Source organism: Arthrobacter sp. efr-133-TYG-104, assembly GCF_030208915.1.
Taxonomy (GTDB): domain Bacteria; phylum Actinomycetota; class Actinomycetes; order Actinomycetales; family Micrococcaceae; genus Arthrobacter.
The window spans coordinates 1-21,150 of record NZ_JARVTA010000030.1 but is presented as its reverse complement, the minus strand read 5'-3'; the positions used below and the strand labels follow the sequence as shown (position 1 = coordinate 21,150).

At 63.9% G+C, this 21,150-nt stretch carries 23 protein-coding genes; 16 read left to right on the top strand and 7 right to left on the bottom strand.

Annotated features, from left to right (window positions below; translation table 11 throughout):
• Positions 1-172: 172 nt before the first annotated feature.
• Entirely contained in the window at positions 173-571 is a 399-nt protein-coding gene (locus tag QRN04_RS16980) for a hypothetical protein (protein WP_284977206.1), read from the top strand.
• Positions 572-612: 41 nt separating this feature from the next.
• Here the strand turns inward: QRN04_RS16980 and QRN04_RS16975 are convergent, their stop codons facing one another.
• On the bottom strand, positions 613-1,098 hold the full coding sequence (locus QRN04_RS16975; RefSeq protein ID WP_284977205.1) for a hypothetical protein: 486 nt from the start codon (positions 1,096-1,098) through the stop codon (positions 613-615).
• Positions 1,099-1,348: 250 nt separating this feature from the next.
• Between QRN04_RS16975 and QRN04_RS16970 the strand changes: the two genes are divergently transcribed.
• The 3 genes from QRN04_RS16970 to QRN04_RS16960 all read left to right on the top strand — a co-directional run bounded on the left by QRN04_RS16970 (position 1,349) and on the right by QRN04_RS16960 (position 3,303).
• Positions 1,349-1,741 (top strand): hypothetical protein, encoded by a 393-nt coding sequence (locus tag QRN04_RS16970; RefSeq protein WP_284977204.1) that lies wholly within the window; start codon positions 1,349-1,351, stop codon positions 1,739-1,741.
• Positions 1,742-1,745: 4 nt separating this feature from the next.
• The gene (locus QRN04_RS16965; protein ID WP_284977203.1) at positions 1,746-2,450 is read left to right on the top strand and encodes an RES domain-containing protein; all 705 of its coding nucleotides are present in this window, start codon (positions 1,746-1,748) and stop codon (positions 2,448-2,450) included.
• A gap of 169 nt (positions 2,451-2,619) precedes the next feature.
• Complete coding sequence (locus QRN04_RS16960) at positions 2,620-3,303, top strand: helicase associated domain-containing protein (protein WP_284977202.1); 684 nt, start codon at positions 2,620-2,622, stop codon at positions 3,301-3,303.
• 62 nt (positions 3,304-3,365) lie between these two features.
• On the opposite strand, the gene QRN04_RS16955 is transcribed toward QRN04_RS16960, so the two are convergent.
• Genes QRN04_RS16955 through mobC form a run of 3 tightly spaced genes read right to left on the bottom strand, consistent with a single transcriptional unit; the run spans position 3,366 to position 6,124 of the window.
• Entirely contained in the window at positions 3,366-4,154 is a 789-nt protein-coding gene (locus QRN04_RS16955) for a hypothetical protein (RefSeq protein WP_284977201.1), read from the bottom strand.
• A gap of 18 nt (positions 4,155-4,172) precedes the next feature.
• A complete protein-coding gene (locus QRN04_RS16950) occupies positions 4,173-5,732 on the bottom strand; it encodes a relaxase/mobilization nuclease domain-containing protein (RefSeq protein WP_284977200.1) in 1,560 nt (519 codons plus the stop codon).
• Positions 5,732-6,124, bottom strand: coding sequence for a plasmid mobilization relaxosome protein MobC (mobC, locus tag QRN04_RS16945; protein ID WP_284977199.1), 393 nt, complete (start codon positions 6,122-6,124; stop codon positions 5,732-5,734). Before mobC ends, QRN04_RS16950 begins: the two co-directional genes overlap by 1 nt.
• A gap of 420 nt (positions 6,125-6,544) precedes the next feature.
• Between mobC and QRN04_RS16940 the strand changes: the two genes are divergently transcribed.
• Positions 6,545-6,805 (top strand): hypothetical protein, encoded by a 261-nt coding sequence (locus tag QRN04_RS16940; protein ID WP_284977198.1) that lies wholly within the window; start codon positions 6,545-6,547, stop codon positions 6,803-6,805.
• Between the two features lie 10 nt (positions 6,806-6,815).
• On the top strand, positions 6,816-7,139 hold the full coding sequence (locus QRN04_RS16935; RefSeq protein WP_284977197.1) for a hypothetical protein: 324 nt from the start codon (positions 6,816-6,818) through the stop codon (positions 7,137-7,139).
• A 325-nt stretch (positions 7,140-7,464) separates the two neighbouring features.
• Here the strand turns inward: QRN04_RS16935 and QRN04_RS16930 are convergent, their stop codons facing one another.
• A complete protein-coding gene (locus tag QRN04_RS16930; RefSeq protein ID WP_284977196.1) occupies positions 7,465-8,814 on the bottom strand; it encodes a ParB/RepB/Spo0J family partition protein in 1,350 nt (449 codons plus the stop codon).
• Positions 8,815-9,288: 474 nt separating this feature from the next.
• Between QRN04_RS16930 and QRN04_RS16925 the strand changes: the two genes are divergently transcribed.
• From QRN04_RS16925 to QRN04_RS16915, 3 genes are all read left to right on the top strand, one after another.
• Positions 9,289-9,834: an IS110 family transposase gene (locus tag QRN04_RS16925; protein ID WP_350224950.1), complete on the top strand. Its 546-nt coding sequence runs from the start codon at positions 9,289-9,291 to the stop codon at positions 9,832-9,834.
• Positions 9,835-9,843: 9 nt separating this feature from the next.
• Positions 9,844-10,611, top strand: coding sequence for an IclR family transcriptional regulator (locus tag QRN04_RS16920; RefSeq protein ID WP_284977195.1), 768 nt, complete (start codon positions 9,844-9,846; stop codon positions 10,609-10,611).
• Between the two features lie 177 nt (positions 10,612-10,788).
• Positions 10,789-11,967 (top strand): alpha-hydroxy acid oxidase, encoded by a 1,179-nt coding sequence (locus tag QRN04_RS16915; RefSeq protein ID WP_284977194.1) that lies wholly within the window; start codon positions 10,789-10,791, stop codon positions 11,965-11,967.
• A gap of 12 nt (positions 11,968-11,979) precedes the next feature.
• Here the strand turns inward: QRN04_RS16915 and QRN04_RS16910 are convergent, their stop codons facing one another.
• Together QRN04_RS16910 and QRN04_RS16905 are read right to left on the bottom strand one after the other, a co-directional pair.
• Positions 11,980-13,179 (bottom strand): MFS transporter, encoded by a 1,200-nt coding sequence (locus tag QRN04_RS16910; protein ID WP_284977193.1) that lies wholly within the window; start codon positions 13,177-13,179, stop codon positions 11,980-11,982.
• 16 nt (positions 13,180-13,195) lie between these two features.
• Positions 13,196-13,960: an SDR family NAD(P)-dependent oxidoreductase gene (locus QRN04_RS16905; protein ID WP_284977192.1), complete on the bottom strand. Its 765-nt coding sequence runs from the start codon at positions 13,958-13,960 to the stop codon at positions 13,196-13,198.
• A 121-nt stretch (positions 13,961-14,081) separates the two neighbouring features.
• On the opposite strand from QRN04_RS16905, the gene QRN04_RS16900 reads away from it, so the two are divergent.
• From QRN04_RS16900 to QRN04_RS16870, 7 genes are all read left to right on the top strand, one after another.
• Positions 14,082-14,942 (top strand): alpha/beta fold hydrolase, encoded by an 861-nt coding sequence (locus QRN04_RS16900; protein WP_284977191.1) that lies wholly within the window; start codon positions 14,082-14,084, stop codon positions 14,940-14,942.
• 32 nt (positions 14,943-14,974) lie between these two features.
• On the top strand, positions 14,975-15,775 hold the full coding sequence (locus QRN04_RS16895) for a 2-keto-4-pentenoate hydratase (RefSeq protein ID WP_284977190.1): 801 nt from the start codon (positions 14,975-14,977) through the stop codon (positions 15,773-15,775).
• Complete coding sequence (locus tag QRN04_RS16890; protein ID WP_284977189.1) at positions 15,772-16,728, top strand: acetaldehyde dehydrogenase (acetylating); 957 nt, start codon at positions 15,772-15,774, stop codon at positions 16,726-16,728. Before QRN04_RS16895 ends, QRN04_RS16890 begins: the two co-directional genes overlap by 4 nt.
• A complete protein-coding gene (gene dmpG / locus QRN04_RS16885) occupies positions 16,725-17,753 on the top strand; it encodes a 4-hydroxy-2-oxovalerate aldolase (RefSeq protein ID WP_284977188.1) in 1,029 nt (342 codons plus the stop codon). Before QRN04_RS16890 ends, dmpG begins: the two co-directional genes overlap by 4 nt.
• 265 nt (positions 17,754-18,018) lie before the next feature.
• On the top strand, positions 18,019-18,990 hold the full coding sequence (locus QRN04_RS16880; protein WP_284977187.1) for an ABC transporter substrate-binding protein: 972 nt from the start codon (positions 18,019-18,021) through the stop codon (positions 18,988-18,990).
• Positions 18,991-19,132: 142 nt separating this feature from the next.
• Complete coding sequence (locus QRN04_RS16875; RefSeq protein WP_284977186.1) at positions 19,133-19,651, top strand: tautomerase family protein; 519 nt, start codon at positions 19,133-19,135, stop codon at positions 19,649-19,651.
• Positions 19,648-21,093: a GMC family oxidoreductase gene (locus QRN04_RS16870; protein WP_284977185.1), complete on the top strand. Its 1,446-nt coding sequence runs from the start codon at positions 19,648-19,650 to the stop codon at positions 21,091-21,093. Before QRN04_RS16875 ends, QRN04_RS16870 begins: the two co-directional genes overlap by 4 nt.
• Positions 21,094-21,150 lie beyond the last annotated feature (57 nt).

Sequence of the window (21,150 nt, the reverse complement as noted above, 5' to 3'; positions counted from 1 at the left end):
CGGCGCCCCCATCCGGTTATCCCTAGCTATACACAATCATCTCTAACGGTCCTACCCCTAAAGACCCTGTTGGGGCGGCAGGTCTTGACGTAGTCTGATGTCCCTGTAGGTATATTCGGGAAAATAGAAGTACATCCCGTCCACGACGGATCACTCCGAAAGGCGTGAAACATTGAGCAGGCGCAAGGATGTCAGTGACTACACATTCCGCCGCTTCGTTACGGAGCAGTTTGCTGGTGCTCGCCTAAACTTCCTCGCTTGGTTCGAAGTTGCACGAGACCCCCAGTCAGCGCCGGTTCACCCACTGCTACGTGAACAGTTCGGTGATGGTTTGGATCCCCGCGAGGTAGAAGAAGTTTTTACCTGGTGGCGAGAGGGTCTGGATGAACTAGCGGTAGCCCTTGATCACACCCAGACACTGTTGGATGACGGGATGGTACTCAAGGATCAGGACGGGCAAGAGGTCAATGACGAGTATGTGAAGAGATTGTTATCGATAGCTCGCCATGTAGAAAACCTCAGCAGCCATCTACTCAAAAATCTAGGTGAGTCGAGATACCAGGACGCGTAGGCTTCCAGCAGCAGACCCATCTCTGATCCGTTCGCACTGAGTCAGCGACTGCTCCTGCGTTTCTGTCCCTTCCTTATGGCACTGTTCCCGTTGTTCCGCTTGGACTTTTGCTCATCCTTTCGGGCCGCAAGTTCTTCAGTTCCACGAAGGACTTCACGAGGGTCTGATTCCGCAAGACGCGTGATCCGCTTGGTATCCACTGCATTTTGGTCACGCCTTTGCTGAGGCGCCTTGAGTTTGCTGGCAAACCCTACATACCTGTTGATGTTCACCCTGAGGTTGAGCTTGCCGATGATGTGCGGATGCCAGACGAACAGGATAAGAAGGAGGAGTACTCCCGCGCCGGCTAAGAAGGTCAGTAAAACGTCCTTATCGTGGACCATCGAGTAAACCAGCATTGCGGAGAAAACGAAGCCATATCCGATCGTGACGCCGATCTTCCAGCTCCGACCACCTCGATCCGTTGGCGGAGAGTGCTCCGACTCAGGCTTGGCATCATCATGATGGGGGTTCTGATCCTTCGGCATGGCAGCTCTCCTCCACATTTCATGGGCTTAGCTGCCATTGCGCCGGGGTCAGTGGGCTCCGACGCTCAGCCGGAAGGATCCGGATGAGCCTGGAAATCTGGTGCCGACGCTCGCCTCCTAGCCCCTAGTTGTGATGATACGAATCTAGCGGAAGTAAGAAGCGCATACAAGGGATAAACACCGCGCTATGAACTGTAATATTGGGTGTGATTTGGTGGTTAATCCGCGCGTCGTGTCCTAGACTGAGGGTATGACTGCTGTGACAGGTGCACGTGGAGGGTTGAAGGCCCATCAGGATTCGATTCGGTTGCCCGAGCCGGAGCTGGTCCGCGATTTGCGGGATCTGTTGGGTGCGAAGCTTGTCGCCTATATCGGTTCAGTGAAGGAGACCCGTGCCGTTCGGCAATGGGCGGACGGGGATCGGAAGCCCTCGGCGGAGGTCATGCAGCGGCTTCGGACTGCCTACCATGTGGCTGCCCTGCTCGCTGAGCGGGATTCACGGGCTGTGGTTCAGGCGTGGTTCCAGGGGATGAATCCGCAGTTGGACGATACCCCTCCTGCGCGGTTGCTCCGCGAAGGCCAACTCGAGGACGCCGGCCCGCTGGTCCTGGCCGCCGCCCGGGCTTTTGCCGCAGCGGGCTGATCGGATGGTGTCTGATGAGCTAACCGCGGCTGTCGCCGCGGGACGGGTTTGGCGTGTCGGATTCCGCCCCGAACCGTGGGCCTGGAGCGGCTGGGAATGGGCCACCGACGGCCGATTCCCCGGCCGCTGGGATGACCTACATGGCAACTTCCGCACCGTCTACGCCGGCTCCAGCCTGCTCGCCTGTCTTCTGGAAGTACTGGCGCATTTCCGCAAGGACGCCAGGCTCAACCTGGAGCTCGAGCTCATTGTCGAGGATGATGAGGACGCCGTTCTGTATCCCACCATCGTGCCGGGCAGTGTCCCCAAGGAGTGGCTTGATGAACGCTCCGCTGCCTCGGCGGAACTTTCGGGCCGGTTTTGTCCCGTGACGGCCTCCTCTACGGTGGCGGCCCTGCACCCGCGCTTCGTTGGCTTGGCCCTGAGCTTGGGACTCGAGGACTTCGACGCGGCCGCGCTGAAGGACGCGCGGCCGCGGCGTCTGACGCAGGCGGTTGCTTCCTGGCTCTACGAAATGACGGATCTAGACGGCGTCACCTTCGCGTCCCGGCACGGAGATGACCTGCAGCTGTGGGCTGTGTTCGAACGTCCTGACGACCCTCCCGTCACCCCGAAAGTTCACGATGTGGAACTCGAGGAGCTGCAGCACGATACTCCGGCACTCCTCACGGCCTTCGGCCTCCTCGGCCTCCACTGGGAGAACGACTAAAGGAACGTGCAGACAGTGTTTGCACATTCTTCCCCGCCCCCAAGGACCAGCGCTCATGTGCGATCAGTGCCCGGCGAGGGTCTGCCTTGTCCGTACGTGAATGCCGACACGGCGGCGCATGCTCGCTGGTGCGTCCGTGGGTTAGCGTGAAGGGCGAGACCATTGGGGGGTGAGCGTGGATCAGGCTAGGGAAGTGGTGCCGCATGGCCGGCATTCTGCCCCGTACTGGGAGTGGGTGGAGATGTACCGACGGGGCATCGAGCCGGCGCGGATCGCTGAGGTCTGCGGCGCCGCTGCCAACACCGTCCGCTACCACCTGCAGATCGCGGCGAAACAAGAGCCCGCCCTTCGCGGTCAGCACGCCGCGGCAGCGCCCGTAAAGCGCCCCTCCGCTGCGGCTCTGCAACGGATGCACGGCGTGATCTCTTTCTACCGAACGGAGGGGCGCCTGCCTGCAGTTCACGCGGCCTCCTCCGGTGAGCAGGCCCTGGGCAGTTGGCTGTATCGACGACGTCGGGAATCAGAGGCCGGTACCCTCTCCCCCGCCCTTCGCGAAGGCTTGAGCGTCATCCCCGGCTGGGACAAGGCGCCGCGGAAGGTCGAGGACGAGGCCCGGTGGCAGCGGCGTCTGAGGGAAGTTGAGGCCTTCCGCAAGGCCGGCGGCGCCTTGCCGCGACACCAAAAGACCGATGATCCGGTTGAGCGGACCCTCGGAGTGTGGCTGCACGGCCAGCGCATCAACGACAGCGAGGGCAAGCTGGCGCCCGAGAAGAAGTCGCAGCTGGATCAACTCCTGCCGGGATGGCGCGAGGGCAGGCCACGCACCGGCGGCCGCCGACGGCCACAGCCCTGACCTCTCACCGCACTGTCCCTGCGCGCCGGACCCGTACAGGAATCGCGCACCTGCGCACTTCGTCAGCGGCCCATGCTCTTTTGCAGGAGCTTGGTCTGGCCGTTGGCTCCGCGGGTTTTGCGGGCCTTCGGGCTGCGCCCTGCTCCCTTGGCCACCGCTGCGCTGGGCGGCGCGCCCTGGTCTTGGTCGGCGCTGAGTCGTGCCTGCACGGCCTCGCGGTCGGCTACGCCTTCCAAGCTGGCCGCGAGGTCCTGGCGACGTACCGCTGAGTCATACTTGATGCCGACATCTTCCCGCAGCGTCTCGGGGCGTTGGTTCTCTTCGTCTGCCTCTCGTTCACGGCCCCGAGCTTCCCGGTCAACCTCGGCCAGCAGCGCCGCAGCTTGGGCTGCTTCGTCACGGCCGGCGTGGCGTTCATGTTCCGCCTGTTCACGGTTCCGTTCAGCCTTAGCCAGGGCTTCCGCCACCGACGCCTCGTCGGCACCGAGGTTGTCCACGTCCAACCCGTAACGGCTCTGTACCTGGTCGCGGATTGCGTCGGCCGCCTCGCGCGCTGCCGGGTCGTGGTCCTTCCACGCGGTGGCGGTCTCGTGGACCCGTTCGATGTCGCGGCCGCTGGCGGTGTCCCACCACCGGTTGTCCATGACCGGGGCGATCTGCGCGCGGGCAGCAGCCCGCTCGGCGTCGTACCGGGCCTGCAGTTCCCGGGCTTGTTGTTCCTCGGCCGCCTGGGCACGGCGCAGCTCTTGTTCGCGTGTCCTGGCCAGCTGCTCACCGAGCCGTCCGGCGACGGTCAGCCCGACCCGGGTCATTCCTTCGATGGCTTCCTCGATGCCGTCAGATTCACTCATGATTCCCCCTCCTGGTGGTCATCTTTCAAGGTCCGGGCGGATGCTCCCGCCCCGGCTGGTCGTGTGGGTACGTGCCTGCTCGTACTTCGGTGGCAGCACCGAACCGGCAGGGCGTCCCGGGGTCTGGCCGGCAGTGCTCGTGCGGACAGCTTCGGTCGCTTCACTATCTACCGCCGGTGTCGGCGCGGGAGTGCTGGGCAGCGCGGCGGCGACCTGGCTCAATTGGTGCCTGACCATGTGGCCGATCTGCCGTGCCCGGCGAAGATCGTTTGAGGCCTTGTGCATGTCGTGGACGGCCTTGGCGACGTTGAGCAGCTGGCGCAGCATGATCGCCTGGGCTGCGGTTCCCGTCCCGCCCATCGTGGCCGCCATGAGCATCAGCGAGGCTCCCCGGGCCGATGGTCCGACGCTGCGGATCGGCCTGACCGGGTGGCGGCGGAGCTGCGCCGTCTTAGCCAGTTCATCGGCTGCCGCTGCCAGGGGTCCGGGCGCTGGTTCCGTGGCTGTCGACCAGGCAGCAAACGCCCCCGACGTTTCGCGGGCTACCTGCGCCCAGGTGGCGTGGTCATCCAGCGGAACGGAGCGCAGGTTTTCGCGCAGCCGTGCGACTTCGTCGCTGTACTGCTCCCACAGTTGCGGGTCCGGTTCGTGAGCTTCACGGCCGATCGTGACAGGGCGCCGGCCACGGGCTGCTGCCTGCCATTCGGCGACGGCTTCAGTCGCCCCTTGCGGGGTGTCCTGCCATTCGGTGCGGAGCTTGGGCAGGGCGAGGTCTTTGGCGAGGTGGCCCCCGCCGAACCAGACTGGCCGGCCACCCTTTGGGGGACGTTCGGCCACGCTGTAGCCGACCACGACGTCGTCGCGTCCGGACGCGTACCGTGGCCGGACCAAGGCACCGGTACGGCGGAGCCGGCGGACGAATTCTGCCTCATCCTGGGCCGCGGTCGCGCAGGCGCGGACCTTGCGTTCCAGGGACCGGCGTTCCGGTTCGGGTGCGCCGCGCCGTGCGGATGCTTCGCGCTCACCGGGACGCAGACCGCGGGTGGAATGCGTGGGTGAGAGTTCTTCCAGGCCGTACTTTTTCTCAAGCTCGCGGGCTGCTTGTTGTGCGCGCGGGAAGTCCCGCCAGCTGCTCCACTTGGTGCCGTCTTCGCGGACCATGGACGCGGCGATGTGGATGTGGTCGTTCCCGGCTTTGCTGTGGCCGTGACGGATGGCTACCCATTGTGCCGGTGCACGGCCGCTGGCTTCGGTGAAGCCCATTTCGTCCATGAAGTCCTGGGCGATGGCCGCCCACTTCTCATCGGTCAGGTCTCCCTCTTCGGCGCGCAGCGACAGCGAACAATGCCAGACATGGCCGCCGGGAATCTCCACACCCAGCACGTTCCGGGCGCGATCGAGTTCCTTGGCAATAACGCCGACGGCGTCGGCGTTGAGCTCATCATCGTTGTGCCAGGCCATGATCGACGGTGAGCCCGCGACAAGGTGAGGGTCAGTGTGTTCGTTCGCCCGGCCAGGGCCGGCAAGGTATGCGATGAGCCCGTGCATGCGGGTGCCCTTGGTGATGTTGGGAATCATCAGCGCACCATCGAATCCAGCATCGCATTGATCCGGTCGGCGACCGCCCGGACGCGGGTCAGCACGGTTCGGGCAGCTTCCGGGAATTCATCCGTGGCGTTCGCGCGCCGGGCCAGCTGGTTGACGTTGTTCGACAGGGCAGCGAGGTAGCGGCGGGCGGCGATGAACTCCACCGCCATCGCGCGGCGTTCAGCCAGGGATTCAAAATTCTCTGCGTACAAGGCGGCACTGACCAGGATCTCCGACGGGCTCCGCCCCGTCCGTTCCTCCAGGACCTTCAACTGCGCCCGCTCGAACTCCGACATCGACACCCGCACGTACTGCGTTTCGCCCTCGATGTTGGCGCGACGCTTTCGACCGAGTCGGCGGGGGGACTTCGGCTCTTCGCTCATCCAACTCCCCTCCCCCATGCCCAGCGCAGCGCCCCGGAGAATACCGGGCCGACACCCCAGTGTCGCCGATCAACGAACGCAGGGCGTGGATCGACACGCGGGTTATGGCACATAACCACATAGCTTGCTCCGAAAAAGCACCTGCGCCGGTTTTTCGTGCTTTTTGTGGTTGCCGGGTACTGCCCTGGAGGACGCTGCGCGTCTGATTTGTTGAAACGACTGCGTCGTTCCGTTTCGGCTGGGTGAGGCTACTGCCCGGTCCTTCCTTGGCAAGTCTGCGCGGCCGGCTTTCGCGGCATATCCTCGCTCCGCTCCGGTATTCCACGGTCCGGCCACTCCGACTGGCCAATTCCTTCACCGGCCGAGTTTCGGCAAGCGTGCCGAAAGGAACGCGGCATAGGGTTAGCGAAAGGTACAGTTTTGGCTCTCATCTCACCGACCGAAGTGGCCAGGCAATACGGTGTCCCCGCAGCGAAGCTGCGGCAGTGGCGGCGGCGCGGGATCGGTCCCGAGTATTTCCAATTCACTGCACGGACCGTCAGCTACGCTGACGACTATCTGCGGGACTGGTTCAACGACCCCAACAACGCCGGCCTCCTGTCCGGGGAGTCTCCTGCCAGAGTGCGTGGCTCGTGCCAGGACGGGCGCGTCCGGCGGAGCCCGCGCCGGGACGATCGTTAGGCTGGATCCCATGGCGAATCTCGACATTGAACAGACACGAAACCAGGCCCGCGCACTTCTGGACTCACGCATCGAGTCAGTCACCACTCTGGTACGAACCCGGCAGCGTATTACCGACCTCAAAGACCAACTCGCTTCGGCAGAACGTGAGGACAAGCGCGCCTACGTTCAGGCAACGCGTGATGGTTGGAGCCCCGAGGAACTCAAGAAGCTCGGTCTCGAACCCGCCGCCGCAGGACGGCGCCGCAAGACCCAATCAAAAACTGCTGATCCCGCAGCACGTCAGGTTGACGCCCCGCAGCCGGACGAACAGCACGCAGCGTCACTGAACTAAGGTCAAATACCCTCAACCGGGTGGCACTCCTGCCCCTGGCAGGGGCGCAATGAAGACACAAAAAAGGGCCGGCTATGCCGGCCCTTTCGTGTTCTCCTCGGACAAAGGAAATCTGGTCACAACCCTACCAGCACCGGATGGTGCAGCGCGGCACACAGGTGCTGATCGCGGGTCGTGCGTGAGCGGCGGTCCGCCGCCGGTGAGTGGCTGCTGTGGTTCGCACGCGGCGGCGGACCGCCCGACTTCTGGAAGGCTCCTTAGCCCCGAAGGACGAGTGGACGGGTCCTTGCCGGGCGGCCTTAGCGGCCGCCCGGCAAGAACACTCTTAGGCCGCTTCGTTCTCGGCCGGGGTACCGCTGTCAAGGATGATCTTTTCAACCTCACTCACGGTGTACCCCCAGGCCACCAACTGGTCCAAGTAGTCCCGGTGGGTCTGGGACGGGGACCGCCACGAGTCCTTCGCGATGGTCTTCTCGTACCCGGCGCAGACCAGCGCGATCATCGAAAACTCCGGCCGGGCCGTGGACTTCGCAACATGCTCCCGCAGAGGGTTCCATCCCCACCGGTCGGTGTCGTCGAACTTCGCACCAACCATCCCGGCGGCGACCTTCGCGTCATAACCGCTGACCGTCTCCGGGTGATGGGTGAGGGCGTGGACGGTGAAGTACTGCCAGCCCTTCGGTACCTGCTTCTTCGCCAACAGGCCGGTCACGAAATCACGGCGCACCACCTCAGCGGACAACATGGCTTTGTTGCGCTCGATCAGGGTTTTACGCTCAGCCTTCTGCTCCTCCGTCATGGGGCCTTTCTGGGCTTGGCTGCCGCCACCGTGGCGTTCGTACTTCGGGGCGAAACCCAGCTCCTGCCAGCCGCTAATCACCGCGTGGGTGCGGTGCTCGCCCCGGTAGTCCGTGGTGATCAGCACGGCGTTGGCATCGTCCTCGGTGGCCGGTTCCCCGTCAGCCCTTTTCGCCGCGGTCACGTAGAGGTTGTCCTCATCGGCGTAGTGCCCCGCATCATCGACGATGGTCTTGCCCTGGGCTACAAGCTCGGCCGTTAGAGCGGCGAGGGCGGCGGCGCTCTCGCGCCGGTCGCGCAGCCGCTGGGCCACATGGTGAAGCTGGTCAGGTTCATCCCTGATGACCGATTCCAATTCCTCGGTCGCATCCTCGTCGCCTTCAAACTCAGCCAACAGGAGCGCCTCGTCTATGGACCATCCTTTGCCCAGGGCCGCGGCACCAGCGTCGGAAGACTTGGCCTTCAAGGCGCTCTCCACACTGCTTTTCGTCCGCCCCGTCTTCTTCGCGATCGCGCCCGCCGAAACCCCGATCAGGGACAGCTGGTGGTAAGCCTCCGCCTCATCCGCCTCGGTCAGTTCCGCGCGCTGGATGTTCTCCACCACCTGCGTCACGATCCGCTCCGCTTCCTCGGGTGAGTCGATGATCATCACCGGGACCAGGGTCCGTCCGGCCTCGACGGCGGCGCGGGTGCGGCGCTGACCCATCAACACATGCACGGTACCGTCGTCCTTGCGGTGAGCGATCACCGGTTCCATCACGCCGTGTTCGGCGATGCTGGCAACAAAATCCGCCGTGAGAGCGGCATCCTTCCTGACATTGACGTCCACGTTCAGGGTCGCCGGGTCGAGCATTTCCAATACGGGGGTTGCAGTCATGGTGTTGGTTCCTTCTTGTCCGAGAAGTGGGGTGGGTGGGGCGATCAGATGACCGGCCAGCTCCCCTCTCCCCCGCGTTGTTTTGGCTGCTGGCGAAGCTTGCGGAGCTGTGCCCGACGGAGGCCTGTCCACACGCAAGGGCAAGGAGCGGAATTCTTCGTAAGGAAATCAGCGACGAAGGAGCGACGTCGAAGAATTCCGCATCGCAGGCCCCGACGAAGGAGGGGCTGGACGGGCCGGAGCGGGCACGTACAATCCGTCAGGACAGCAGCCAAAACGGTAATACTGGAACAGTCCTTGAGCCGGCGTAACCCAGCCAAAAACTGACGTACCAGGCGGCACTGTCTTTCCGACGATCTGTCCGCCGGCTCAAGGTCCGTTAAAAGGGGTGTCGAGCCAGGCGGACATGACCTCATAGGAGCCTGATACGACCAGTCCCATTACCTTTTTGTCTGCCCACCTGGCCCGCGCCCGATCAATCAGCATTCGACGCGACTGAGGGGCAATTTCCATCTTGGCAAGCGAACCAACAAAAGTCATCGCGGTATCGACACCCACGCCGACACACACCACGTAGCCGTCATCAACCAACACGGCAAACCCCTCGCGGACAAGGAATTCCTGGCCGTGGGATCCGGATACCGGAAAAGCATCGACTTCATCACCTCCTACGGCACAGTCACCGCCATAGGTGTCGAAGGAACAGGCTCCTACGGCGCCGAACTCGCCAGAGCCCTCCGGAGTGAAAGGCCTCACCGTGCTGGAGGTCCACCGCCCGAACCGGGCCGCCCGCCGACTCAAAGGGAAATCCGATCCCCTGGATGCCTAAGGGCGTTCGCCGTCGGGGAAGCACGCATATGCTCCACCAATGCAGCCCAGGGAGTGTTGCTCCCAGGGCAGTGTAACCCTGGTTCACCACGGGTCGGAGGGGACAAGACGCTATTGCGGGTTGTAGAGCCTCCGCCGGCAGTTGACATGACGTCAGGCACCTGGCGCGGAACCTCAAGGGCTTTGGACTAGAATGAGCGCATGTCAGGCGCCCATGACGACACCTCGAGCATGCTCGAGAAGTCGATGAGGATCATGCAGGCGTTCCGCCGCAGCGAAGGATCCTTGCGATTCTCCGAGATCGTGGCTCGGACGGGTATGCCCAAAAGCACAACACACCGGCTTATCAAGGCGCTGGTGGAACTCGAGATGCTGGCCGAGCACGATGGCCGATTCAGCATCGGGATGGCGGCTTTCGAAATCGGGGATTTGGTACCGGTGCGGGGAGAGTTACGCGACGCAGCGGTGCCGTTCATGAGGGACCTCTTCCAAGGCACGAACAAGGCAGTCCATCTGGGAGTACGTGATGGATTGGAAGTGGTCTACGTGGAAAAGTTCGGGTCCGGCCAGGATACCGACTTCCCGTCCCGAATCGGCGGACGACTACCCATGACCTGCACGGCTGTGGGCAAGGTCTTGCTCGCCTACGCGACGACAGACGTGATCGAGGAAGTGCTATCACGCCCGTTGCGTCGGCTCACCTCGCGATCGATCACCGATCCAAAAGTTCTCCGAGGACAGCTTCCAGAAATCCGCATCGTTGGTTTCGCCACCGAGTGCGAAGAGGCAGCCGTGGGCGGAGCCTGCGTGGCTGCCCCGATCTTGGTTCATGGGCGCATCCGCGCAGCTCTGTCCGTGTCCGTGTCGGCTGACGAATTCGTACCCAGTCGACTTTCGGCGGCGGTAAAGACCGCCGCAGCAGGCATCACTCGCGAGCTCTCGCGTTACGACCTGTCTCGGCCCGTTTAGGCCTCAACGACGGAGCTGATGAGTCCCGAGACCGGCTTGGACTGATCGGCCGTCTTAGTGGAACGCGTGGCTGTCCCCGAATAGCGGCGGAGCGAGCGACGGCGAAGGTTCTGCTGGACGGAACGGACACGAGACGCTGGCGCAGAGTTACGTAGTGTACCGAGCAAGGAGGTACTTATGAGCACGCGGTTCGAGACAGTCGCTCAAGCTGAACGCCTAGCACGCAGGCGGCTACCAAAGCCGGTTTTCTCTTCCTTACACGGAGGGCGTGAACAGGGCGTATCGCTGCAGGACAACTGCAACGCATTCGGCGAGCTTGGCCTTGTCCCATCCGTCTTCGACAAGCCGGCGACCGTTGATTCATCAACGAGCTTTCTCGGTCAGCGAATCAGTTTCCCAGCCATCGTGTCCCCGGTGGGAGCCCTCGGGCTTCACCCTGACGGTGAACGTGCGATCGCGCATGCAGCGGCCCGCATCGGCATCTCGATGTCGGTGAGCTCGTTCGCGAGCATGTCGGTCACCGAAATCGGCCGAATCACCCAGAACATGCACTTCCAGTTGTATTGGCTAGGGAGTCGGGCGGACATTGAGGCCCGGCTCGAACGGGCCGCTGCGGCTGGAGCCAAAGGACTCATCGTCACGGTCGACCTTTCACGTTCCGCACCGCGCCGGGACTGGGCAGCCACTCCGGCCCTCCCGTCCAGCTGGACCGTCGGCAGCCTCCTTCGCCATGGGCCTTCCGGCGTGTCAAGACCAGTGTGGCTGATGCGATACCTGCGGCGCGGCACGCTTCCCAGCCTCAGGGTCCCGAACTTGGCGGGGGCGGACGGTCAGGAACCCACCTTTCCCGAGGCACTGGGGATGATGCGGCGAGCGACTCCCCCGACCCGAGCGGATCTCGCTTGGCTGCGAGAGAAGTGGAGTGGTCCCTTGATGGTAAAGGGGATCAACACGCTTCGCGATGCGCGGATCGCAGAGGAGCTGGGGGCGGACGCCGTTGGGCTGTCCAACCACGGCGGCAACCACCTCGACGGCACCGTAGCCGCGATCCGATACCTCCCCGCGATCGCCCAAGCCCTCCACGGCCGGGTGCCGGTCACCATCGACGGTGGAGTCAGACGCGGCACCGACGTCGTGAAGGCGGTAGCTCTGGGGGCCAAGGTTGTGCTGCTTGGCCGCGCGGTTGCGTATGGGCTCGCGGTCGGCGGCGAAGAAGGCGTATATCGCGTGCTCGAGATCGTCCGTTCTGGGGTGGTCGAAGCGATGGACGCAATGGGCACCGCAAGCGTCGCCGACATCGGACGCTCGGACGCGATCGTGCGTCGGGACAACTTTTTCGTCGAGCCGCCCCGGTAGCCCTGTCCCGCCTCACCTCCACTGACGCCGCGCAGCAAACAGAAGGCATGCCCCCAAGGCAGATGCGAGGGCAGCGCAGGACCAGGCGACCTGGACGTTCGAGATGGTGACAATCGACGCGAAGACGACCGGGCCCGTGGAACCACCGAAGAAAACTCCCGCCTGCGTCACTCCAGCAGAAGCTGCCGCGTTGTCCGGGCGCGCGCGAGCGACGCTGAAGTTGAACAACGCGCTCCAGCCCCAACCGCACCCATAGGCGAGCAGCGCCCCGACCAAGAATGCCGTGGCATCGCCAGCGGCCAGCATCACGAACCCAATCGTCCCCGCCACGGCGAGGACACAGAGGCCCCTGACGTCACTTGTGCCCGACGAACGCCCGGCACGGCCGGCTACCGCGATGCGGGCCATGATGGAGGCCACGCTCGCGGCCACCTGAACCGTCCCGACGGCGGTGGGATGCATGCCGGCGCGGATGCCCGTCACTACGAGAAACGAGGGCAGGCACTGTGCCGCGAAGGAGAGGAAGAAGCCACCTAAGGCCATCAACACGATGAAGCGCCGAGCCTTGGCGACCGGAACCCCGGTCTCCCTCGTACCGACGAGCTCGCACGAGGCTCGCTTGCGCTCTCGCTGATCATTATCTAGCGGCACGCCTTTTACGGCCACCTGGGCAAGCACGGTCGCGCAGCCTACTGCCATGACAGTGACGCGCCATGAGACGCCGGGGAAGGCAGCGAGCACCAAGCCAGCCAACAACGTGGTCGCTGGCACAGAGGCCTGCACCAAGCCGAACGAGAACGCTTGAGCTCGGGTACCGCGAACGCCAATGATGACATGAGTAGCCGCCGGCTGCACAGCAGCGTTGGGGAAACCGAGTAGGGCAAGCACCAGCACGATAATGGCCGCGTTAGGCGCCGCGGCGATGATGAGCAAGCCCAGGGTGGCGAGGGCGCACGCCAGTCGTAGGAGGCGTCCCGCACCCCACCGGCCGACGATGCGGCCCATAACCGGCGACATGACCGCCGAGATAAGGAAATACCCTCCGACTCCCAGCCCTAGCTCGGTAGTGCTGAATCCGAGTTGGTCCTCGATCTGCACAGCAAGGACCGCAACAAGGAAGGGTGGCGCGGCCACCGAAATCATGGCGCACACTGCCCCGATGACCCGGGCCTGCTCGCTGGTGGAGCTGGCCACGACAGCGCCCTTGCTCATAATGTTGTGGTCCTCGCTATTGACTGGTGTACCCGCCGTCAACCTGCACGACGGAACCAGTGGTGAAGGCCGCTCCCGGCGCGAGCAGCGGGAGGACCATATGGGCGATCTCGTCGGGAGCGCCCCACCTGCCGACTGGAATCTTCGCCGTGAATGCCCGCTGCGTCTCGCTCCCAGCCGCGGCCGCGTTCATCGCGCTCCGCACCGGACCTGGCGAGATGCAGTTGATCGTGACGCCGGAACCTGCGAGTTCGAGCGCCAGTGAACGCGTCATCGCGGTGACCGCCCCCTTGGTCGCCGCGTAGGCGGCGCGCTGAGGGGCCCCTACCGTCGCCAGTATCGAACCAATGGTCACGATCCTCCCGAACCCTAGCTCGAGCATCCCCGGGGTAACCGTGCGCACGGCCAACCACGTGCCGAGGACATTAGCCTCCAACGCGTTTCGGAAGTCGGCAAGATCGACATCTTGCAGCCCGCCGGGAAGGAGCACGCCGGCAGCCGTGACGAGTCCCTCGATCGTCCCCCACCGCTCAGTCACGTCCTGGACCACGCGGTCGAGGTCATCCGGGCTCTTGACGTCGGCCGCGATACCCACCACATCCCGTGAGCCACCGCGGCTCACCTGCTCGGCGGCGGCAGCGCACTTTTCGGGAGACCTCCCGACGATGGCAACCGGTCGACCTGCCGCAGCGACCGCCTCAGCGACTGCCAGGCCGATGCCGCTGTTGCCTCCCGTGACGAGTACCGGGCCCGTGCCAAACTCGCTCTTGTTGTCGCTCATTCAAAATCTCCTCTGGTCATGATGTGTTGATTCTGCGGGGTCAAGCGGTGGAGCGAGTGAGAAAGTTCTGCCACGCGGATCTCGTGTTGTGCCTGCGGCGACGTTTGTCTGGGATGGGCATATGAAACAACTATCAAGCCGATTGGTCAGCGTTGGTGATACCACCTTCTCGGTGTCGGAGCTGGGCACGGGTACACCGCTGCTGCTGTTGCATGGCGGCGGACCTGGGTGCACAGCCTGGACGGACTTCGGACCGGTCGCTGAAATGTTCGCATCGCAGTACCGCGTGGTTCTGGTCGATCTCCTGCAGTACGGCAAATCCGACATGTCTGAGATCCACGGCCCGATGTGGGACCACCATTCCAAGAAGATGGTCGAGCTGCTCGACGAGCTGGGGATCGATCGGGCCGACTTCGTCTGCAACTCCTGGGGCGGCACGATCGCCCTTCATCTCGCAGCGACATATCCCGAGCGAGCACGGGCTCTGGTCATCACCGGCAGCATGCCTGTCTTTGAAGGAGAGCCCTCCCCGGCGCTCCCGGAAACCGGTCGCGACGTGCGCATTCGGTCTTTCCGCACAGCACGCGAGCTCTACTACGGGGGCGAGGGGCCGACGAAGGAGAAGATGCGTGAGCTGATCGGGACCCTAGAGTGGTACGACGCCTCAAGGCTGCCGGAAGAGACCGTCGAGTTGCGCTGGCGGAACAGCCTCAACCCCGAGGAGATCGCCTTGGCGAGATCGGCCAACCCTCGAGGTGAGTGGCAGGATCTCACCGCGGAACTGCCCATGATTCAGGCTCCCGTCCTCTTCCTGTGGGGCATGCAGGACGCGTTCCTCAAGCCCGAGTACGCCCTCATGCTGGCTCGCCTGGTTCCCAACGGGAACCTCTATGTCATGGACCACGCCTCCCACCACCCGCAGGAGGAACGCCCCGAGGACTACGTCGCCGTGGTGCAAGGCTTCCTCAGCCGCCAGCACTGAGATTCACCCGACAAACGATATGGAGAACAACCGTGCCAATAACAGAACGCGATGCTGACCGCATCGCGCATGCGCTATGCGAGGCAGCTCGCGATGCACGGCCCATCCCGCCCATTCGCCACGACGTGGACGGCCTCGACGTCAACGACGCATATGACATCCAGCGCCGGCTCGTGGCAAACATGGTTGCCGGCGGAGCCCGCAGGGTCGGCCGGAAAATCGGTCTGACGTCTGCAGCGGTCCAGCAGCAGCTCGGCGTCGACCAGCCGGACTTCGGGGTGCTCCTGGACGACATGCAGGTTGCTCAGCACGGTGTGGTTATGGTGGACGATCTGATCCAACCGCGAGTCGAGGCGGAGGTGGCATTTGTCCTGGCCTCTGACCTCGACCTCCCGAAAATCGACCGCCACGTGGTGCTCGCAGCGCTCTCGCACGCCTGTGCTGCACTGGAGATCGTCGACAGCCGGGTAGACAACTGGGACATCTCGATCGTGGACACCATCGCTGACAACGGCTCATCCGGACGCTTCGTACTCGGGGACCAAGCACTCTCGTTGCGCGAATTCGATCCCCGAAGCGCGCAGATGAGAATGACCTCCAACGATCACGTCGTCTCCCTCGGGGACGGAAGCGCCTGCCTCGGAGATCCGTTGAACGCCGTGGTGTGGCTGGCCAACAGGGCGAGAGACGTCGGGGATCCCCTGCGCGCCGGCGAGATTGTGCTTTCCGGCGCGCTCGGGCCGATGCACTCTGTGGCAGCGGGCGAGTCCGTCCGCGCCGACCTCACCGGTCTGGGCACCGTGTCGGTCGAGTTCGTTGGAACAGCGCGATGAGCACGAAGGTGGCGATCGTGGGTTCGGGCAACATCGGAACGGACCTGATGTTCAAGATCCTGCGGGGCCGAGGCGTGTTGGAAGTTGCTGCCATGGTGGGCATCGACCCCAAGTCGGACGGCCTCCGCCGCGCCGCGAGTATGGGCGTACCGGTGACCTCGGATGGAGTGGAAGGCTTGATCGGCCTCGACGGCTTCGATGAGATCGACCTGATCTTCGATGCGACGTCCGCCAAGGCCCATGTTGCCAACGCGGCCCTCCTGGCGCCCTACGGCAAGGTAATGATCGACCTGACACCGGCCGCGATCGGCCCGTTCGTGGCCCCCACCGTGAACCTCCGCGAACACGTTGGCGCAACCAACGTCAACATGGTCACCTGCGGCGGTCAGGCGACCATCCCCATCGTTGCCGCGATTTCTGCGGTCACGGAGGTCTTCTACGCGGAGATCGTTGCCTCCATCGCGTCCCGGTCCGCTGGGCCAGGTACACGCGCAAACATCGACGAGTTCACCGAGACGACGGCTGAGGCGCTCCAGACCGTCGGTGGTGCCGCAAAAGCCAAGGCGATCATCGTGCTCAACCCCGCCGAGCCGCCGGTGATCATGCGGGACACCGTGGCCTGCTTGATCGGACCGGACCACCACGCCGAGGTCGCCGCCTCGATCGATGCGATGATCTCGCGCGTAGCGCAGTTCGTGCCGGGATACCGGCGCACGCAGGAGGTGCAGTTCACGCCCATCGCGTCCGACGACCCGATCAGGGCCCTCGGTGACGAAGCGGCCGGGACGCACGTTGTCACCGTGCTGCTGCAGGTCGAAGGCGCGGCCCACTACCTTCCCGCCTACGCCGGGAACCTGGACATCATGACAGCTGCCGCGGTGCAGGTTGCCGAAGAGCTGGCCTCCCTGACGACCTCGAGGGACGCATCAACCACTGGAACGGGGACCTCGTGAACACCTTCTACCTGCAGGACGTGACACTGCGCGACGGCATGCACGCCCTTCGCCATCGCCTGGGACTCAGTGACCTCCAGCGGATCGTCACTGCGCTGGACTCTGCCGGTGTGGACGCGATCGAGGTGGCCCACGGGGACGGCCTCGGCGGCGGCAGCATCACCTACGGCTTTGGTAGCCACACCGACTGGGACTGGCTGGAAGCCGCCAGCGCGGTCATCCGAAGGGCCAAGCTCACGACCCTGCTCCTGCCCGGCATCGGGACGATCGACGACATCCATCGCGCCGCCGACCTCGGCGTGCGGTCCATCCGGATCGCCACGCACTGCACTGAGGCGGATGTCGCTGCCCAGCACATCGACTATGCGCGTGGGCTGGGACTCGACGTCGCAGGCTTTCTCATGATGAGCCACATGAGCGGGCCCAATGAGTTGTCACGACAGGCGAAGCTCATGGAGAGCTACGGCGCACACTGCGTCTACGTCACCGACTCGGGCGGCCGGCTCACGACCGCCGAGGTCACAGCGCGCGTTGTCGCCTTCCGAGCGGTCCTATCCGACGAAACCCAAATCGGCGTCCATGCACACCAGAATCTGAGCCTGGCCGTCGCCAACAGCCTGGCCGCTGTCGAGGCAGGAGCTGTCAGGGTGGATGCGTCGCTTGCCGGCCTCGGCGCCGGCGCGGGGAACTGCCCGATCGAGCCGTTCGTGGCGGTGGCATCCTTGCTCGGCTGGGACCACCCCGCCGACCTGGACGCGCTCGAGGACGCAGCGGACGACGTCGTCAGGCCGCTGATCGACCGTCCCATCCAGGTCGACCGGGACACTCTCACCCTCGGCTATACGGGCGTCTACTCCAGCTTCCTCCGGCATGCGGAACGACACGCGAAGCGCTACGGGGTGAAGGCACGGGACATCTTAAAGGAGGCGGGTGCTCGGAGCCTGGTCGGCGGACAAGAGGACCAGCTCGTCGACATCGCGCTCGAGCTGGCACTCGCCAGACGCTCCCAAGGACAGGTGTCATGACCAATCTCGACCGCGAGGGGGTGGTTCAATTCGCAGGCTTCTACCCGTAACTCCTGACCGTGGGAATTGACGTGAAACCTGGTTCCGGTACACGAAAATCGTTCCCAAACAGGATTGGAACAGGCCTACTCTCAGCCTACGTGAACGCCCTCTTCACAAAAGATCGCTGTGCTCGAAACACAAAAGCAGGGCAAACAAATCCCATTAGTGCGCCACCCGCGCAATGTGAATGCAATGTGCGGTATAGGAATTTACAGGAGTACACATGCTCAAAACGATCAAAGCGACGGTTCTCTCGGGTGCGCTGATCGCGTCAGTCCTGCTCACCAGCGCGTGTGGCGCCGGGGTACCGAGCACTACGGCGGCCGCCGCCCTGAAGCCGGCGCGAATCGCCGTAGGACTCGATCCGACGTACGCGCTGGTCTACGTTGCGCAGGAACAGGGCTACTTCAAAAAGCACGGGGTCGATGCGGCGTTGGTCCAGACCGAGGGCGGGCCGTCGATGATCCAGGCCATTTCCGGAGGCCAGGCCGACTTCGCGTACGGGACGGACCTGACCTCGGTGAGCAACATGGGCGCCAACCCGGACCTTGTCGCCCTCGGCGTGGTCGGGCAGTCGAGCACCAATTTCTTCACCGTGTTCAGCAAGAACATCAAGGCTGCATCGGACATCAAGACCATGGCAGTGGTGCCTGGTTCGGCGGCATACATGACGGACAAATACCTCAAGAGCCAGGGCATCGACCCGAAGAGCATTCACTTGGTCACAGCCGCCTTTCCCGATATCCCCGCAATCATCAACCGCGGTGATGCGGATGCCACTATTGCGATCCAGCCGTGGGCCGACCGTATCGTCGCCCAGGCAGGCGGAAAGATCGTGGGCGACATTGGTGACTACGGCGCGTACTACGCCCTGTGGCTATCGACCTCGAACAAGTGGCTCGCGACCCACCAGGACGAGGCAGCTGGCGTGTTCGGCGCGTTGCAGGACGCGAGCAAGTACGTCCAGGCATCCCCTAACGAGGCCGCAGCCCTGACTGCTAAGAAGCTCGGAATGCCCACGGAGGAGGCCCTCAGGGTGCTCAAGAGCACGGACTTTACCTTCCGCGATTTTAGTGTAAAGGATGCGGAGCAGGTGAAATCGGCAACTGAATTCTTCGTCAGCCAAGGAAAGATCAAGGCGGGTCCTACCGATTCGCAGATCCTCAAGGGCTGGTACCCGCAGCACGTGAAGTAGGCCGAACCGCGACTTTTTCCTCTGTCCCTGAAAAATCGAAATCAGGCGAAGCCTGAGCACCTGGGCCAAGACTCGTCGTCTCGGCCCAGGTGTACGTCCACTCGCCCTCTCGTCCGGGAGGTCGGCAACTCAAGGAGCCACCGTGCCCATCGTCAGAGTGACTCTCACTGCAGGCCGTGACGAGACGGTCAAGGCGTTCATCGCGCGAGGGGTCGTGGACTCAATCGCTGAGTTCGCTGCCGTCTCGCCGGACGGCATTCACGTCCTCTTCACGGATCTCGAACGACAGGCATGGGCCATCGGGCCCCGCCTGCTGTCAGAGAGCCAGCCCCCACCCCCAACTGTCCGTTCGATGCCCTATCAGCACATCACCTCCTTGGAAGTTGGGTATGAGCGTAGGGACAGCTATCTCGACTGGCGACGAACGCGGTTGTACCCGAACTTGGCAGTCACCAAAGGCTTCTTGACGACCTCGGTGGTGCTGCCTGAGGACGAGGCCGACCGGCTCGTCGTTATGGAGCGGTGGCGCACGGAGCAGGCTCGGCAGGAGTTCATGAGCATGCACGCAGAGCTCCTCAATGAAGCAGCGGACATCGTCGCCGACGCGAAGACTCTGGCCAGCGGCACCGTCGCCGACACGTGGGGAAACGCTTCGAGATGACAGCCTTGACCCGTCGAGTCGTTGTAGTCGGCGCTGGGAGCGCAGGGTGCTTGGTTGCAGCTCGCCTCAGCGAGGAACCTCACCTCAGGGTCGTGCTTCTCGAGGACGGCCCTGACCACTCGACCGAGAGCGTCGACGCCAAGCTGTCGTCCTGGAACTGGCTTGACGCTCTTGAGGCGACCGAGGCCTTCGTCCCGGACCTCACGGCCCGCCGGCACGTTACTGATCTGCCTCGCCTGTACCGGCGAGGGCGAGGTCTGGGGGGTACGGCCTTGCTGAACGCGATGATCGCGATGCCGGGGCTCCCGGCTGACTACGACCGATGGGCCTCGGAGTTTGGCTTGTCTGATTGGTCCTGGAAAGAGGTTGGACCAGTGTTCACGAAGCTGGAACACGACCTCATGGTGGCACCGCACGCGTCGTTGACACCCCTCGATAAAGCCCTGCTGTCAGCCGCCCCCGAGCTGGGACTCGAAAACGATGCCGACCTGCTCGGTGCCGACGACGGTGCTGGTCGACTCTGGCTGAATGCTGTTCAGGGGCGAAGGCACTCTAGTCGCGAGCGATACCTGAAACCCGCCATGCGATCTGGGCGCCTCGATGTTCGACCGGGCGCACGGGTGGATCGAATCATCGTTCGCAATGGCACAGCCACTGGGGTCCGGCTTGTCGACGGTTCCGAGGTCGATGCGGACCTCGTCGTCCTCTGTGCCGGCGCGCTCGAGACGCCTGCCATTCTCCTGCGCAGTGGCTCCAGCCGTCCAGGGGTGGGGTCCAACCTGTTGGACCACCCCTCGGTGAGCATCCTCCTGAAGCTCCGCGAGGGATTCCGCATCGTCGACAGAACCAAGCCCACCATCGGAGCCGCCCTACGTGTGTCGTCGACGTCCGGCCAGAGCGACCTTCACCTTCTGCCGGTGCACGGGCTGCCGGCAGGGACACCCGGAGGCTTTGACGGTCGCATCATCATCGAGCTAATGGCCGCAGAGTCCAGTGGCACCGTAAGATTGACGTCCTCCGACGGGTGTCAGCCTCCCAGCGTTGACCAGCGCATGCTCGGGACAGCCCGTGACCGCGCAGCGATGCGCGAGGGCGTTGACCTGGCGATGAGGCTCCTCGAGACCGACGAGTTCACCAGGGTCGTCTCCGAAGCCTGCGTCGACGACGCCGGAACCCATGCGCATCGCCTCAGGGATGAGGACTTCTATCAGTCCTGGGTCACGAGCTCACTGTCAGGAGCTCACGCGGGTGGAACCGCTCGGATGGGAACGGTGGAGGATCCACAGGCGGTACTCGACGGTCGCGGAAAAGTCATCGGCTGGGATAACTGCTGGGTCATCGACGCCTCAGCCATGCCTGTTGTCCCCACGGCGAACCCGCACCTCCCCATCCTCATGCTCGCCACCCGGCTGGCTGAGTACCTAGTCGAGGACATCGCCTGAGTTGGTTGTTCCGGCCACCAAAGCAACGTCCAGAAAAGTGCCCCTCCTGCTAACGGC

Bases quoted from the DNA above. Each gene is read 5' to 3' on its own strand.
- QRN04_RS16975 (WP_284977205.1), bottom strand. From the start codon at position 1,098: ATGCCGAAGGATCAGAACCCCCATCATGATGATGCCAAGCCTGAGTCG.
- QRN04_RS16970 (WP_284977204.1), top strand. From the start codon at position 1,349: ATGACTGCTGTGACAGGTGCACGTGGAGGGTTGAAGGCCCATCAGGAT.
- QRN04_RS16965 (WP_284977203.1), top strand. From the start codon at position 1,746: ATGGTGTCTGATGAGCTAACCGCGGCTGTCGCCGCGGGACGGGTTTGG.
- QRN04_RS16955 (WP_284977201.1), bottom strand. From the start codon at position 4,154: ATGAGTGAATCTGACGGCATCGAGGAAGCCATCGAAGGAATGACCCGG.
- QRN04_RS16950 (WP_284977200.1), bottom strand. From the start codon at position 5,732: ATGATTCCCAACATCACCAAGGGCACCCGCATGCACGGGCTCATCGCA.
- mobC (WP_284977199.1), bottom strand. From the start codon at position 6,124: ATGAGCGAAGAGCCGAAGTCCCCCCGCCGACTCGGTCGAAAGCGTCGC.
- QRN04_RS16935 (WP_284977197.1), top strand. From the start codon at position 6,816: ATGGCGAATCTCGACATTGAACAGACACGAAACCAGGCCCGCGCACTT.
- QRN04_RS16930 (WP_284977196.1), bottom strand. From the start codon at position 8,814: ATGACTGCAACCCCCGTATTGGAAATGCTCGACCCGGCGACCCTGAAC.
- QRN04_RS16920 (WP_284977195.1), top strand. From the start codon at position 9,844: ATGTCAGGCGCCCATGACGACACCTCGAGCATGCTCGAGAAGTCGATG.
- QRN04_RS16915 (WP_284977194.1), top strand. From the start codon at position 10,789: ATGAGCACGCGGTTCGAGACAGTCGCTCAAGCTGAACGCCTAGCACGC.
- QRN04_RS16910 (WP_284977193.1), bottom strand. From the start codon at position 13,179: ATGAGCAAGGGCGCTGTCGTGGCCAGCTCCACCAGCGAGCAGGCCCGG.
- QRN04_RS16905 (WP_284977192.1), bottom strand. From the start codon at position 13,960: ATGAGCGACAACAAGAGCGAGTTTGGCACGGGCCCGGTACTCGTCACG.
- QRN04_RS16900 (WP_284977191.1), top strand. From the start codon at position 14,082: ATGAAACAACTATCAAGCCGATTGGTCAGCGTTGGTGATACCACCTTC.
- QRN04_RS16890 (WP_284977189.1), top strand. From the start codon at position 15,772: ATGAGCACGAAGGTGGCGATCGTGGGTTCGGGCAACATCGGAACGGAC.
- QRN04_RS16880 (WP_284977187.1), top strand. From the start codon at position 18,019: ATGCTCAAAACGATCAAAGCGACGGTTCTCTCGGGTGCGCTGATCGCG.
- QRN04_RS16870 (WP_284977185.1), top strand. From the start codon at position 19,648: ATGACAGCCTTGACCCGTCGAGTCGTTGTAGTCGGCGCTGGGAGCGCA.